Here is a 13,788-nt window from a genome sequence, read left to right as displayed (position 1 = left end):
GCGCCCGGGCTACTTCTCGGCCGCGCCGCCGTAGAGGTCGGTGACCGTGTCGGCGAACCTGTCCATGACGGCGGAGCGGCGGACCTTCAGGCTCGGGGTCAGCTCGCCGCTCTCGACGGTGAAGTCCGCCGGCAGCACCACGAACTTCTTGATCCCCTCGGCGTGCGAAACGGACCTGTTGGCCGCGTCGACCGCGCCCTGCAGGTCGGCGAGCAGCTCCTGGTCGTGGACGAGCTCGGCTGGCGGCGTGCTCGCCGGGCGGCCGTGCGCGGTGAGCCAGGGCTCGAGCGCCTCCTCGTCGAGGGTGAGCAGGGCGGCGACGAACGGGCGCCGGTCTCCGATCACCATCGCCTGGCTGATCAGCGGGTGCGTCTGCATCAGCTGCTCCAGCGGCGCCGGGGCGACGTTCTTGCCGCCGGCGGTGACCAGGATCTCCTTCTTCCGGCCGGTGATCCGCAGGAAGCCCTCGTCATCCAGGGTGCCCAGGTCGCCGGTGTGGAAGAAGCCGTCGGCGTCCAGTGCCTCCTTGGTGGCGGTCTCGTTGGCGTGGTAGCCGCTGAACAGCACCGGGCCGCGGACGAGGATTTCGCCGTCGTCGGCGATGCGCACCGTCACCCCGCCGAACGGCTGGCCGACCGTGCCCATCTTCACGTGGCCCGGCCGGTTGGCGGACAGCGCCGGCGCCGTCTCGGTCAGGCCGTAGCCCTCCAGGACGACCACGCCGATGCCGCGGAAGAAGTGGCCGAGCCGTTCGGACAGCGGCGCGCTGCCGCTGACGGCGTAGCGGACGCGCCCGCCGAGGACCGCCCGCAGCCGGGTGTAGACGAGCCGATCGAACAGCCTGTGCCGCAGGCGCAGCCCGAGGCCGGGGCCGCCCTGGGTCTCGAGCGCCTGGCTGTAGGCGATCGCGGCCTTCTCGGCGGCGTCGAAGATGGGTCCCCGGCCACTCTTGTGCGCGGTCTGGCGCGCCCGCGAGTGAACCTTCTCGAAGATCCGCGGGGCGGCGAGCAGGTAGCTCGGCCGGCACTTGGCGAGGTCCTCGACCAAGGTGGAGACATCCGACGAGTAGGCCAGCGGGAAGCCGACCTGGACCGCCACGTTCTGGACCAGCCGGGCGAAGGCGTGCGCCAGCGGGAGGAACAGCAGCGTCGACGGGTCGCTCTGCCTGTTGAACAGCTCCGGCAGGTGCGCCTCGGCCGCCTTGGCGTCGAACAGCAGCGCTCCGTGGCTGAGCTCGCAGCCCTTCGGCCGGCCGGTGGTGCCCGACGTGTAGATGATCGTCGCCACGCTGCCGGCGCGCACGCCGGCGCGCGCGGCCGCCAGCTCCTGCGAGGTCACCGCCGCGCCGTCGGCGCGCAGGGTCTCCAGCGCGCCGGCCTCGATGACGAGGACCTCGCGCAGCGCGGGCGTCCGTTCGCGGACCTCGGCGACCAGCGCGGCGAGCCGCGGCGTCTCGACGACCGCGAGCGTCACCTCGGCGTCGGTGAGGATCCACTCGATCTGGTCCGCGCTGGAGGTCTCGTAGACCGGTACCGTCACCGCGCCGGCCATCCAGATCGCGTAGTCGAGGACGGTCCACTCGTACCGGGTCCGGCTCATCAGCGCGACCCGGTCGCCCGGGCCCACCCCGTGGGCGACGAGACCGCCGGCGGTCGCCATGACCCGGTCGAAGAAGTCCCGGTAGGTCATGTCGACGAACTCGCCGTCGATCTTGTGCCGGATCACCACCTGGTCGGGGCGGTCGCGGGCGAGCTCGAAGACACCGTCGGTGAGGGTCGCGTCGTCGGGCAGGGTGACCAGGGCTGGTGAGGTGAACTCGGGCACCGGAAGGGCTCCTCGGTTTCGCGGGGCCGGTTGCCTCGGCCACGTCGGCACGCGCACGGGACAGGTCGCGCGGGTGGGGGTCGTGGATGGGCGGGATCGCGGGGCAGGGCATGGTCCTGGGGCAGGCGGTCCTGGTGGGCGGGTCAAGGTCAGACGTTAGTCCGCGAGTGAGGGTGACGGCGAACCTCGCGGCGGGTGCCGCCGGCTGTTTCAGCCGTCTGAAACCGGCTCGAAACGGTGGCGTTCCGGGAATGGAGGCACCTCGGTTACTCCCCAGTAGGATGGCGCGTACCTCGTCCGCGAGGCATCCGTTTGCGGCGGACGGGGCTCTAAGCTTCGGATATGCGGGTCCATGTGGTGAGCGACGTGCACGGACGGGCCGACGCGCTCCCGGCCGCCGCGGAGGGCGCCGACGCGTTCGTCTGCCTTGGCGACCTGGTCCTGTTCATCGACTACCACGACCACAGCCGCGGGATCATGGGCGACCTGTTCGGCGCCGCGGCCGTCGGCCGGATGATCAAGCTGCGCACCGAGATGCGGTTCGACGAGRCCAGGGAGTGGTCGCGCGGGCTGTGGGCCAGCCTCGAGGGCGACCGCGCCACCATCATGGAGGCGGCGATCCGCCGTCAGTACGCGCAGCTGTTCGCGGCGTTCCCGACGCCCACCTACCTCACCTACGGCAACGTCGACCTGCCGCACCTCTACCCGGAGTACCTGCGCGACGGAGTCACCCTGCTCGACGGCCAGACCGTCGACATCGGCGGGCTGCGGTTCGGTTTCATCGGCGGCGGGCTGCGGACCCCGATGAACACGCCCTACGAGATCGACGACGAGACGTTCGCCGCGAAGGTGGCGGCGGTCGGCGAGGTCGACGTGCTGTGCTGTCACATCCCACCGCACGTGCCCGAGCTCGTGTACGACGTCGAGGCCGGCCGGTTCGAGCGGGGCAGCGAGGCGGTGTTGGAGGCCATCCAGGCCACGCAGCCGAAGTACGCGCTGTTCGGCCACGTCCACCAACCACTTGTCGACTCTTTGTATATTGGCTCGACGCGCTGCGTGAACGTTGGGCATTTCAACGCCCGTGGCACGCCCTTCGTACTCGAGTGGTAGGCCAAAGGAGATGCGATCATGCACTTCTCGCATCTCCGGCGGCCTACCACGGGATCGTAGTGGCAGGCCAAAGGAGGTGCGATCATGGACCTCTCGCATCTCCGGCGGCTGGAGGGACGGGTCGGCTGGTGAGGTCCCGGCGTCGGTCGGGTAGCCTCAGGCCCTTCAAGGGCCCGGCTACCCAGCATGCGATCATGTATTTAGTCGCATGCTAGGCGACCTCCCCAGGGACATCGCGGAATAGATGCAATCATTCAACCGGTCGCGGCACGGTGACCCTGGCCGATGTGTTGGGGACGTCGTTGCCGGGGGCCGGGTCAGCCCCGGGCGGATCTGGAGGTACTGACAGCGATGGCCGATCACGCACGCGCCTCGATCGTCATCAACGCCAAGCCGGCGACCGTGATGGCCACCATCGCCGACATCGCGAACTACCCCACGTGGGTCGGTCAGATGGAGCAGACCGAGGTTCTCGAGGTCGGCCCGGAGGGCCGGCCGAGCCGGGCCCGCTTCCGGGTGAACGCCGGCATCGCCAAGGACGAGTTCGTCACCGACTACTCCTGGTTCGGCGACGAGAAGGTCACCTGGACGCTCGTCGAGGGCCAGGCGATGTCCGCCCAGGACGGCAGCTACACGCTGCGCGACCTCGGCGAGAGCCGGACCGAAGTGACCTACGACCTCACCGTCGAGCTGAAGATCAAGATTCCGGGCCTGCTGCGTCGCAAGGTCCAGGGCGGCATCGTCGACGCCGCTCTCAAGGACCTCAAGCGGCACGTCGAGGCCTCGCCCGCCCTCGGCGCCGGTGCCTACCCCGAGAAGTTCTCGAACCTCGAGAAGAACGTCGAGAGCTGAGGCTCGTGTGCGGTGTGTGCTGTTCACCGGTAAGGGCGGCGGCGGGACCACGACGGTAGCCGCGGCGAGCGCGACGCTCGCCGCCCAGCGCGGCCACCGGACGCTCCTGGTGTCGTTCAACCCGGTCGGGGGGCTCGGGGCCACGCTCGACCACCCGGTGTCCGGCGGGCCGGTCGAGCTCGAACCGGGGCTGTTCGGGCTGCAGGTCGACCTGCAGGACTCGTTCGGGCGGCGGCTGGACGCCGTCCGGCCGCTGCTGGACGCCGCGTGGACGCACGCCGACCTCGACCCGGTCGAGACCGAGGAGCTCGCCGGGCTCACCGGCGTCGGCGAGACGCTGGCCCTGCTCGAGCTGCGCGACCAGCTCACCAGCGACCGCTACGACCTGGTCGTCGTCGACGCGGGCCCGGCGGCCGACGCGCTGCGGCTGCTGTCGTTCCCGGAGACGCTGTCCTGGTACTGCCGCCGGCTGCTCCCCCCGGACGGGCGGTTCGTCCGCTGGGTACGCCCGTCGCTGGCCCGCTCTGCACGGCTGGCCGCCCGGATGGGCCACCTGGCCGAGCCGGTCTACGACGTGTTGATCCGGCTGCGCGCGACCGCGGCCGACCTGCGCGAGGTGCTCACCGACCCGGCACGGACCAGCGTGCGGCTCGTGCTCACCCCGGAGACGGCCTCTGTGGCGGTCACCCGGCGGGTGTTCACCGCGCTCTCGCTGCATGGCCTGCCGGTGGACGCGCTGGTGGCGAACCGGGTGATCGGCCCGTCCGGCGGCGACGTCTGGCGTGCCGGCTGGGCGGCGGCGCACCGTGAGCAGCTCGGCGAGATCGAGGCCGCGTTCGCGCCGCTTCCCGTGCTGCGCGCCGCGTACCGGGGCGGCGAGCCGGTGGGGCTGGAGGAGCTGGCCGCGTTCGGCGCGGCCGCCTACGGGTCGCTCGACCCGGCGGGCGTGCTCGGCGCCCGGGCGGGCGCGGACAGCGAGGCGCCGCTGGTGGAGCGGACCGAGGACGGCTACTCGCTGTCTTTCGGCGTGCCGTTCGCGGACCGGGGCGAGGTGGACCTGGCGCGGCTCGGCGACGATCTGGTGGTGACGGTCGGCCCGCACCGGCGGCTGCTCGCCCTGCCCGCCGCGCTGCGCCGCTGCGACGTCCGCGCCGCCTGGCTGCGGGACAACCGCCTGGTCGTCTCGTTCGTGCCGGACCCGGACCAGTGGGTGCGGGCGTGAGCGCAGGAGCAGGCGAGCGGAGTGGTCGTCCGAGGGACGAGGACGGCCGCGGAGGGAGTGCGGCGACGGAGGGAACTCGCGACAGAGCGCACGGCTCCTCACAGGTTCCGCCGGAGCCGGGCTCGCTCGCGCAGGAGGCCGCGCTGCTGGCCGTCGCGGTCCGCGAATGGCTGACGGCGCACGGCGGCGACGCGTACCCGCCGGCGGACGTCCGGGACCCGTTCGCCCCGAAGGACGCCCCCGGACCCGACCCCGACCCCGACCCGGGCCCGGGTCGGGGGGCGCACGCCGGCCCGCCCTGGACGGTGGGACCCGGCGAGACCCTGTGCACCGGCTGCCCGTTGTGCAGGCTGCTCTCCAGCGTCGCCGGCAGCCACGCCGAGGTTCTCGGGCACCTGCTGGCGGCGGCGAGCTCGCTCACCGCCGCGGCCCGCGCCGCGTGGCCACCCGCCGGCGCCCCCGGCCAGGGCACGGGTGACCAGCGCGACGAGCGCGGTGGCCCGGCGGCCTGGCAGGCTTTCCCACGACAGACCGCGACGCAGCAGACCCGGTCGGCCCGCGACCGGGTGCAGAGGATCGACATCGGTGAGTAGCACGCCCGCGCCCGGCACCGCCGGGACGTCCATCTCGTCCAACGGGCCCTATGCGCCATCGGGCCCGGGTAGGTCCGGCCTGCCCGAAGCCGAGCCGGGCGGACCGCCCACGCTGCCCGCGCCGGCCGGCCCCGTGTCAGGCCTGGCGATCGGCGTCGACGTCGGCGGKACGAAGGTGGCCGCGGGCGTCGTCGACGGCCGCGGGCGGATCGTCGGCTCGGTGCGCCGCCCGACGCCGGGACACGAGCCGGCGCTGGTCGCGGACACGATCGCCGAGGTCGTCGGCGAGCTGCGCGCCCGCCACGCCGTCGGCCTGGAGGCGCCGATCGGCATCGGCGCCGCCGGCTGGCTCGACCGTGACGGCGCGCGGGTGATGTTCGCGCCGAACCTCGCCTGGCGCGACGAGCCGCTGCGGGACATCATCTCCGACCGGCTCGGCCGCCCGGTCATCGTCGACAACGACGCGAACACGATGGCGTGGGCCGAGTACCGCTTCGGCGCCGGGCGCGGCTGCGCCGAGCTGGTCTGCGTCACGGTGGGTACCGGGATCGGCAGCGGGCTGGTGCTGGACGGCAAGGTGCGTCACGGCGCGTTCGGCGTCGGCGCGGAGTACGGCCACATGCAGGTGGTGCCGGCCGGGCTGCCGTGCGGCTGTGGCAGCCAGGGGTGCTGGGAGCAGTACGCGAGCGGTCGGGCACTGGTCCGCAACGCGCGGGAGATCATCGGCGGCTCGCCGGAGGCCGGCCGCCGGCTGCTCGAGCTGGCCGGGGGCGACCTGGACCGGCTGACCGGCCCGGACGTCACGACCGCGGCCCGCGAGGGCGACCCGGCGGCCGTCAAGTGCTTCGAGGAGGTCGGGTACTGGCTCGGCCAGGGAATGGCCAGCCTCACCGCCGTGCTCGACCCGGCGCGGTTCGTCATCGGCGGCGGCGTCTCCGACGCCGGTGAGCTCCTGCTCGGCCCGGCCAGGGCTCAGTTCCGCGCCGCCCTCCCCGGCCGCGGCCACCGCCCGGAGGCCGAGATCGTCCTCGCGCACCTCGGCCCCGACGCCGGCTTCGTGGGCGCGGCCGACCTGGCGCGCACGGTCAAGCTCGGCCGCGCCTGAACGATGCCCGCCCCGCTACCGCCCCTGGCGGGGGGCGGGGCTGGGGCTCAGGAACTCGACGAGATTCTTGGTGAGCAGGTCCCAGCGCCAGGTGAGCTCGACCCAGGCACGACCGGCGGCACCCATGGATCGGCCCCGGTCCGGGTCGTCCAGGAGCTCCGCGACGGCCGAGGCGACGTCGGTCAGGCTGCGGCCGTCGACCACGAGACCGGTCCGGCCGTCGAGTACGGCGTCGGGCGCTCCACCGCTGTCACCGGCGACGACCGGGAGCCCGGCGGCGGACGCCTCGAGGTAGACGATCCCCAGGCCCTCGACCTCCAGGCCGCCCAGCCGGGAACGGCACGGCATCGCGAAGATGTCCCCGGCGGCGTAGTGCGCGGGCAGTTCCTCCCACGGGACCGACCCGGTGAAGACGACATGGCGTTCGACGTCGTGCTCCCGGGCGAGCCGGCCAAGGTCGGCGCGGTAGGGGCCGCCGCCGACGATCAGCAGGGCGGTGTCGGGGTAACGGCGCCGCCAGCTCGGCAGGGCGCGGATCAGCATGTCCTGCCCCTTGCGCGGGACGAGGCGGCTCACGCAGACGACCACCCGCCGGCCGGTGAGCCCATGCCGGGCGCGGATCTCGTCGCGGCCGGCGCCGGGGCGGAACAGCTCGGCGTCGACGCCGCTGGGCAGCCGCTCCAGGCGCGGGCGAGGACCGAAGGCCGGGCCGATCCTGCGCCGGGTGTAGTCGCCGAGGTAGGTGATGACGTCGGTGGCCGCGCCGATCTGGCGCAGCGTCTGGCGGGCGCCGGGCAGCGCGGCCCAGCCGACCTCGTGGCCATGGGTGCTCGCGACCACCCGCTCGATCCCGGCCGTCGCGCGCAGCCGGGCGCCGAGCAGCCCGAGCGGCGCCGCCGCGCCGAACCAGAGCGCGTCGCACCGCTCGGCGCGGGCGATCTCGCGGGMGCGGCGCAGCACCGACCGGGTCGGCAGCATCAGCGACGTCGGGTGCCGCACGACGGGGAAGTCCTGGGCCGCGTCGAACTCGGTCGCGCCCTTCCACGCGGGCGCGTAGACGACGACGTCACCGGCGGGCAGCCTGCTCGCGAAGTTGTGCACGTAGGCCTGGATGCCGCCGGCACGCGGTGGGAAGTCGTTGGTCACCACGAGCACCCGCATGCGCCCATGGTCCCCCACCGGCTCTCCCAGTGCAGGCCCCTCCCCCCGCCGGCGGTCACCCGACGCGGCGGGAGCGGCGCCCGGGGCCGTCGGCGTCGGGGCGGCGCGCGGGCCGGGAGCGCTGCCGGGGGCCGACCGCGAACGGTTCGGCCAACGGGATCATCTGCTGCCCCGGGGGCGAAGCCGGAACCTCCTCCGGCGCCGCGGCGCCGTCGGCCGGCACGACGTCCAACGGCGTCACCAGCCGCAGCCGCGGCAACAGGCCCGCGTCGGCGAGCAGGGCGAGCGCTCGGCGCTCGTCCTCGTCCCATTCGACGACCGGCGGCGGCGTCACGAGCACCGACAGCACACAGTCCCCACACGCGTTCCCACGCGCCACGCACGAATCACAGTCGATCAGCATCGCGCTCACCTCTGTCGTTCACACTGTGTCATCGCGAGACGGTAGACGCGTGGTCCGACAGTTTTTCGGGACCGGGGTGTGACGACGGCGTGACGAGGGTGTTCGGTCAGCGCTCCAGCCGGGCGAGGAGCGCGGCGGACGGGACGGAACGGGCACCGGCGGCGGCGCAGGTCTCGGCGACCTCGCGGTCCGAGGTCACGACGACGACCGGGCGGCCGGGGGGCTCGGCGCGGACCAGCCGGACGATCTCCTCGTCGGCGAGCTCGCCCTGCCGGCTGAACAGCACCCGGACACCACGCGGCACCGTCACCCCGACGGGACGGCTGGCGACCGCCGTGGCGTCGAAGACCACGGTGACCTCGGCGTCCGGTGCCCGGCCGGCGAGCGGGCCGAGCCCGGACAGCAGCCGCACCCGCTGGGCCTGCAGCGGCAGCGCGCCATAGCCGCGCTTGGTGACGTTGTAGCCGTCGACGATCAGATGGATGCCCGGGATCGTGAGCACCTCGTCGATGGCCGTCGGGTCGTCCTCAGGACGCCCACGGGCGCCGACCGCGGAGAACGGGTCGCGGGCCTGCCCGTCCACGGTGGCGCACAGGTCGGCCGGGCGCGCCACCGTGGTGGGCAGCCCGAGCTCGCGGCGGACGCCGTTGGCCGCGCCCATCAGCGTGTCCAGCAGCACGCGCAGGCGGGCGTCGTCGAGGCTGCGCGCGTCGCGCCCTTCCCGGCGCGCGCCGGCGAGCGCCGCCTCCAGCTCGCCGACCCTGGCCCGCAGCCGGCGGGTCTCGCCCTCCGCGGCCCGAGCCAGGACGCGGGCCCCGTCCCGGTCCGCCACCGCGGCGGCGACCTCCTCCTGCGCGGCCTGCTCGGCGCGCCGGACCCGCTCGGCCGAGCCGCGCATCCGCCGGCGCAGGTCATCCACCTCCAGGCGGATGGTGGCCAGCTGGTCGTGCAGCTTCTCCCGCTCGGCGCGGCCGCTCTCCTGGACCGCGGCGAGCGCCTCGGTGAGCCGGTCGACCTCGCGGGCGGCCTCGTCGGCCTTCGCCGACATCGCGGCCTGCACGGACGACGTCGCGGCGACGGTGAGCAGGTCCTCCCAGCCTGGGGGGCGTAGCACGAAGGCGACCGCGGCGACCTCGGCCGGCGGCGCCGCGGCCGGTGGGCCCTCGGTCGCCGTCACGGCGTCGGCGAGGCCCGGATGGGTTCGCCGGACCCATTCCGCCACCCGGCCCCGGAAGATCGCGTCGTGCTCGACCGCCGCCGCGAGTGGCACCGCGCCCTGCTTGGTCCGCCGCGCGGGCGTGAACCGGCGCACGGCGACCAGGCTTGCCGGCACCTCGGCATCCTCGAGGCCGGCGAGTGTGTCAGCGGCGAAGGCGACGACCTGGGTCCGTACCTCCGCCGGCAGCGGCTTGCTCACCCGGCGTCCGGGAGAGGCAGGTCGACGGGCACGGTACGGACTCCCTGTCGCAGGAACGAGTGGCAGCACTCCAGCGTAGTCCCGCGCCATAGCCATCACCATCCGCCACGAACCGTCACCATCTGTCACGGATTCGCGGAGCGCCCCGGCCCGGGCGCAGGCGGGCTCGAGCCTCCGCCGGGACCGGGGACTCTTGGCCCGCGAGCGCTCCAACCCGGCCGACATCCACACCGAAAAGCCAACGCGACAGCAATCTCGTCGATGGACCGACAACGCCAGTCGACAGATGTCCCGATTCGGTTGACTCAACAAGCACAAAGAGGTTCGACAAGGGCATTTCTCTTGGGTATGACCGACTTCTGTAATGTCGCGCTATCCATCTGCATGCTCCGTTTTTGGCAGCGGGGTGTACGCCGAGAGGAACACTGTGAGCGACCAGAACCCTCCGACCCCGCCAGACGGCGGGGGCGGGCACGGGCAGGGCGGCGGCGGGTGGCCGCCGCACACCCCAGCGCCGGACTGGCATGCGGCCCCGACCGCCAAGGCGGACGGCTCGGCCTGGTCATCGGCCGCCGGCCAGACCCCGCAGCCCACGCCGCCAGGCACCCCGCCACCTGGCGGGCAGGGCTGGCCGGGCACGCCGGCGCCGGGCGGGCAGTGGCCAGGTCCCGGTGACTACCCACAGACGGGCTACCCGCAGGGCACCCCCGCGCCCGGCGGCTACCCCCCACCCGGAACCCCGCCGCCCGGCGGCTACCCCCAGCCCGGCACTCCAGCACCGGGTGGCTACCCCGCGCAGGGCACCCCGGCGCCCGGGTACGCCCCGCCCGGCACGCCCGCGCCAGGCGGCTATCCGCAGACGACGCCCTACCCGCAGGGCGACGCCTACCCGCCCGCCGGTGGCTACCCTTCCTCGCAGCCTGGGTACCAGCAGCCTGGCTACCAGCAGCCGGACTACGCCCAGCCCGGCGGCTACCAGCAGCCCGGCTACCAGGACACGGGTTACCAGCAGCAGGGCGGCTACCCCCCGCCCGGCACCCCCGCCGGTTGGTCCGGCCAACCAGGTCAGCCAGGGCAACCCGGTCAGCCAGGCAGGCCCTCCAGGCGCAACGGTGTCATCCTCGTCTCCGCGCTCGCGGCGGTCGTGGCGATCGTCCTCGGTGTCGTCATCGCGCTCGCGGTGAGTGGCGGCGACAAGGACGACACCCCTCCGGTCACCGCGCCGTCGGTGACCACGCTGGGGACCGGCCCCGCGCCGACGGGCAGCGCCCCGGCGGTCGCGCCGACGACACGCCCCGCCGGACCGGCCGGCTGCACGCCGATCAACGCGCCGGGCACCGCGCCTGAGGCAGGTATCGCCGACATCGGCCAGACGGTGACGGTGATGGGCGACGGCGACAGCTCCGTCTCCACCTACACCGCGCGGATCACGCTGAACAGCCTCTGCCGCACCACTTCGCCGATAACGAGCTACGGCGACCCGCCGGAGAACGGGCTGTTCATCATCGCCAACTTCACCGTCCAGGTGGTGAGCGGCACGGTGAACGTGTACCCGCTGCACTTCTTCGGGGTCTCCCCCGACGGCTCCCGATACGACGCGACCTACGACGAGGTCGGAGCCCGTCTGGACGCCGACGACCTGGCGTCCGGCCAGAAGGTGACCGGCAACATCGTCTTCGACGTGCCGGACGGCGACCACCTGCTGTACTGGGAGCCGCTGTTCGCCACCTCCCGGGCGAACTTCCGCTACTGAGCCCGGTAGGCCCCGTCGGCTGGCCCGACCGACGGGGTCTCCCTGGCCGCGGCCGGTCCGTGCGGGGCCGGCCGAACCGGGGCCGCAGCACCATCCGGAAGCCCACGGACCCGCAGGGGCCGCAGGGTCAGGCGACGGCGGCCCTGATGCGCTCGGCGACCTCGTCGAGGTGCTCCGGCGCCGGGTGCGGGTCGGCGAGGCCGAAGTCGAGCTGCTTCTCGCTCTCGATCGGGATCAGGTGCACGTGCACGTGCGGCACCTCCAGCCCGGCGATGATCGCCGCGACCCGGCGCGGCTGGAACGCGGCCTGGATCGCCCGGCCGACCTTCGACGCCGCGCTCCACAGCTCGCGCTGCGACTCGTCCGGAAGATTGATCCAGTGGTCGATCTCCAGCCGCGGCACGACGAGCGTGTGGCCCGGCCGGATCGGAGAGATCGTCAGGAACGCGACCGTGTGCTCGTCCTCGTAGACGAACCGACCCGGCAGCTCTCCGTTGATGATCCGGGTGAAGATTGTCGGCATGGCCAGGACCCTACCGACCCAGGTGGCCCAGGGGATCTAGCGGGACGCGGCCCGCCGCGGAGCCCGCCGGTCGGTTCAGATCAGTGACCGTTTCACAACACGCCGACCACCGATGAGCCAAGGCACCCGCAATGCGGCATCATGCGCGAGTGGCCGGGTTTGAGACGCACGGGCTGAGGGTAGCGCGGGTCGGGGTCGACTGCGTGGATGTCGACCGAATGATCCGCTTTTGGTCTAGAGCGCTGGGATATGAGGTAACCCTCCGCGGCGGCGACATCGCGGAGCTGCGCCATCCTGCGAGCGCGGGGCCGAAACTGCTGCTGCGCCAGGTCCGCAAGCTCGGCCCGGCGCGCAACCGCCTCCAGCTCGACCTCTATGCCGTCGACGCCGAGCGCGTCGCCAGCTGGCTCGCCACCCTGGGCGCCCGGCGCGTCCGCCGCCTGGAGGCCGCCGGCGAGGCCGGCTACCTCCTGGCCGACCCCGAGGGCAACGAGTTCCGCGTCATCACCGCCGGCCCCGCCGCCTTCACCCGCCCCTTCGCGTAGGCACCGCGGCCGCGGCCGGCCGGTCGGCGCGTGCCGACGTCCTATGGCCAGGGCGGCGCACCACCGTGACCGGCCCAGACGTTGACGGGCAGAGCGGCCCCCGCGACTCCGAAGGCCAGCGCACCGGCCGCCACCGCTCCGATGGAATAGCCAGCCGCGACGGCAATCATCGTTGCGAATGTGGCGCACACGGCGGCACCGACGAAAGCGAAGAAGGCCGGTCGATTCCACCGGGCCGACCAGGTACGCGCCGTCGCCGGCTCAAGTACGAAGGACTCGGGCAATCGGGAACGTATCGACCCTATGGGCACGAGACGGGTGCCGTCGGCCAGTTGGACCACCACGGGCCCGATCAGCCAGCCAGACCTCGCCAGGTCACCGAATATGATCACAGAGGAGCCAGGCGGCAGGCTGGCGGCTGCCGGATGCCACATCACCCGCTGCCAGCTGACCGCCCATTCGGTCATTCCGTAGTGGTTGGCGGCCGGCCCGACCAGCTGGATCCAGAGCTCCGCCCCAGCGGGAATGAAGAACCGATGGAACTCGACGCGAGTGAAGGACGACCAGTCAAGGTTCTGCTGCCCTACGTACGCGGCCGCGGTCATGGGTCTCGCGGACTGACGAGACACGAAGCGGAACTGCGCGCCGATCACGGCCCACCATCCGAGAACCGGAACCAGGCCAGCGAGAGCAAGGAACCGGAGATGACCGTTCGCGGTGGTGATCTCCCCCGGTAACGCGGGATAGGCGCGCGTGTTCGGTCTCCGCGGGTCGTACAGGACAGGGAAGCGGTCACCCGAGCGGTGCTCGGCACGCGTCTCGAAGTTCTGTACGTGCGTGTCGCCGGCGGCATCGGACCAGCGGACCTGGACGGACGACCCGCTCTTGCCATGATGAGCACTGATGACGGTTCCCTCGGCGAGGGTTGCCGCGCGGGCACGCTGGTCCCGCTCCTCGTGGTACCACCAGGTCATCAGGCAGAAGACGATCGTGACGGCGTAGAGCGCGCTGGCGAGTCCCACGAGCGCGGCGATCGTCTCGGGGTGCTCACGGTCGGCCTGGGAGGGCGTGAAGGTGTCTCGCATCCGTGCCTCCCGGCGCTGGACGTCGCGATCCGACCGCCGACCAGGCTTCCCGGCACACCACGAATCAAGGTAGTCACTCTGACGATCCCGGACAACGGACAAAATGCCGGGCGACGCGGGATCACAACGGCGCGCGACCCGGCCGGTGCCGGCCTGGAGTGTCGGGCCTGGTCACCGGTTCGTGGAGTGTCGGAC

Annotated in this window: 13 protein-coding genes; 7 read left to right on the top strand and 6 right to left on the bottom strand. The window is 73.1% G+C overall.

Annotation, left to right across the window (positions count from 1 at the left end; genetic code table 11):
* Positions 1-9: 9 nt before the first annotated feature.
* A complete protein-coding gene (locus BCD49_RS18180; RefSeq protein ID WP_007516311.1) occupies positions 10-1,824 on the bottom strand; it encodes an AMP-dependent synthetase/ligase in 1,815 nt (604 codons plus the stop codon).
* A 342-nt stretch (positions 1,825-2,166) separates the two neighbouring features.
* Here BCD49_RS18180 and BCD49_RS18175 point away from each other — a divergent pair, with 342 nt between their 5' ends.
* The 5 genes from BCD49_RS18175 (at position 2,167) to BCD49_RS18155 (ending at position 6,706) form a co-directional block, all read left to right on the top strand.
* Complete coding sequence (locus BCD49_RS18175; RefSeq protein ID WP_071041714.1) at positions 2,167-2,934, top strand: metallophosphoesterase family protein; 768 nt, start codon at positions 2,167-2,169, stop codon at positions 2,932-2,934.
* Positions 2,935-3,285: 351 nt separating this feature from the next.
* Positions 3,286-3,786 carry an SRPBCC family protein gene (locus tag BCD49_RS18170; RefSeq protein WP_007516309.1) on the top strand — a complete coding sequence of 167 codons (501 nt, stop codon included), beginning with the start codon at positions 3,286-3,288 and terminating at the stop codon, positions 3,784-3,786.
* A gap of 7 nt (positions 3,787-3,793) precedes the next feature.
* Positions 3,794-5,008: an ArsA family ATPase gene (locus BCD49_RS18165; protein WP_007516308.1), complete on the top strand. Its 1,215-nt coding sequence runs from the start codon at positions 3,794-3,796 to the stop codon at positions 5,006-5,008.
* Positions 5,005-5,601, top strand: a complete 597-nt coding sequence (locus BCD49_RS18160) for a hypothetical protein (protein WP_232794390.1) — start codon at positions 5,005-5,007, stop codon at positions 5,599-5,601. The genes BCD49_RS18165 and BCD49_RS18160 overlap by 4 nt, the downstream gene beginning before the upstream one ends.
* The gene (locus BCD49_RS18155; RefSeq protein ID WP_007516306.1) at positions 5,594-6,706 is read left to right on the top strand and encodes an ROK family glucokinase; all 1,113 of its coding nucleotides are present in this window, start codon (positions 5,594-5,596) and stop codon (positions 6,704-6,706) included. The genes BCD49_RS18160 and BCD49_RS18155 overlap by 8 nt, the downstream gene beginning before the upstream one ends.
* A gap of 15 nt (positions 6,707-6,721) precedes the next feature.
* Here BCD49_RS18155 and BCD49_RS18150 read toward each other — a convergent pair whose 3' ends face one another.
* From BCD49_RS18150 to BCD49_RS18140, 3 genes are all read right to left on the bottom strand, one after another.
* On the bottom strand, positions 6,722-7,867 hold the full coding sequence (locus BCD49_RS18150) for a glycosyltransferase family 4 protein (RefSeq protein WP_071041713.1): 1,146 nt from the start codon (positions 7,865-7,867) through the stop codon (positions 6,722-6,724).
* 55 nt (positions 7,868-7,922) lie between these two features.
* Positions 7,923-8,246, bottom strand: a complete 324-nt coding sequence (locus tag BCD49_RS18145; RefSeq protein WP_232794391.1) for a hypothetical protein — start codon at positions 8,244-8,246, stop codon at positions 7,923-7,925.
* Between the two features lie 130 nt (positions 8,247-8,376).
* The gene (locus BCD49_RS18140) at positions 8,377-9,687 is read right to left on the bottom strand and encodes an NYN domain-containing protein (RefSeq protein ID WP_007516303.1); all 1,311 of its coding nucleotides are present in this window, start codon (positions 9,685-9,687) and stop codon (positions 8,377-8,379) included.
* Positions 9,688-10,114: 427 nt separating this feature from the next.
* Here BCD49_RS18140 and BCD49_RS18135 point away from each other — a divergent pair, with 427 nt between their 5' ends.
* The gene (locus BCD49_RS18135) at positions 10,115-11,440 is read left to right on the top strand and encodes a DUF4352 domain-containing protein (RefSeq protein WP_071041712.1); all 1,326 of its coding nucleotides are present in this window, start codon (positions 10,115-10,117) and stop codon (positions 11,438-11,440) included.
* A gap of 127 nt (positions 11,441-11,567) precedes the next feature.
* Here BCD49_RS18135 and BCD49_RS18130 read toward each other — a convergent pair whose 3' ends face one another.
* Positions 11,568-11,963: an HIT family protein gene (locus BCD49_RS18130; protein ID WP_007516301.1), complete on the bottom strand. Its 396-nt coding sequence runs from the start codon at positions 11,961-11,963 to the stop codon at positions 11,568-11,570.
* 131 nt (positions 11,964-12,094) lie between these two features.
* Between BCD49_RS18130 and BCD49_RS18125 the strand changes: the two genes are divergently transcribed.
* Positions 12,095-12,508, top strand: coding sequence for a VOC family protein (locus BCD49_RS18125; RefSeq protein WP_007516299.1), 414 nt, complete (start codon positions 12,095-12,097; stop codon positions 12,506-12,508).
* A 41-nt stretch (positions 12,509-12,549) separates the two neighbouring features.
* Here the strand turns inward: BCD49_RS18125 and BCD49_RS18120 are convergent, their stop codons facing one another.
* A complete protein-coding gene (locus tag BCD49_RS18120) occupies positions 12,550-13,593 on the bottom strand; it encodes a DUF3592 domain-containing protein (RefSeq protein ID WP_007516298.1) in 1,044 nt (347 codons plus the stop codon).
* Positions 13,594-13,788 lie beyond the last annotated feature (195 nt).

The sequence above is a fragment of the Pseudofrankia sp. EUN1h genome (assembly GCF_001854645.1).
Taxonomy (GTDB): domain Bacteria; phylum Actinomycetota; class Actinomycetes; order Frankiales; family Frankiaceae; genus Pseudofrankia; species Pseudofrankia saprophytica.
The sequence above is the reverse complement of the archived record's forward strand: the minus strand, read 5'-3'. Positions and strand labels throughout refer to the sequence as shown.

What these genes read in the sequence shown, in the direction of transcription:
- BCD49_RS18170 (WP_007516309.1), top strand. Translation starts at nt 3,286, where the DNA reads ATGGCCGATCACGCACGCGCCTCGATCGTCATCAACGCCAAGCCGGCG.
- BCD49_RS18130 (WP_007516301.1), bottom strand. Translation starts at nt 11,963, where the DNA reads ATGCCGACAATCTTCACCCGGATCATCAACGGAGAGCTGCCGGGTCGG.
- BCD49_RS18125 (WP_007516299.1), top strand. Translation starts at nt 12,095, where the DNA reads ATGCGGCATCATGCGCGAGTGGCCGGGTTTGAGACGCACGGGCTGAGG.
- BCD49_RS18120 (WP_007516298.1), bottom strand. Translation starts at nt 13,593, where the DNA reads ATGCGAGACACCTTCACGCCCTCCCAGGCCGACCGTGAGCACCCCGAG.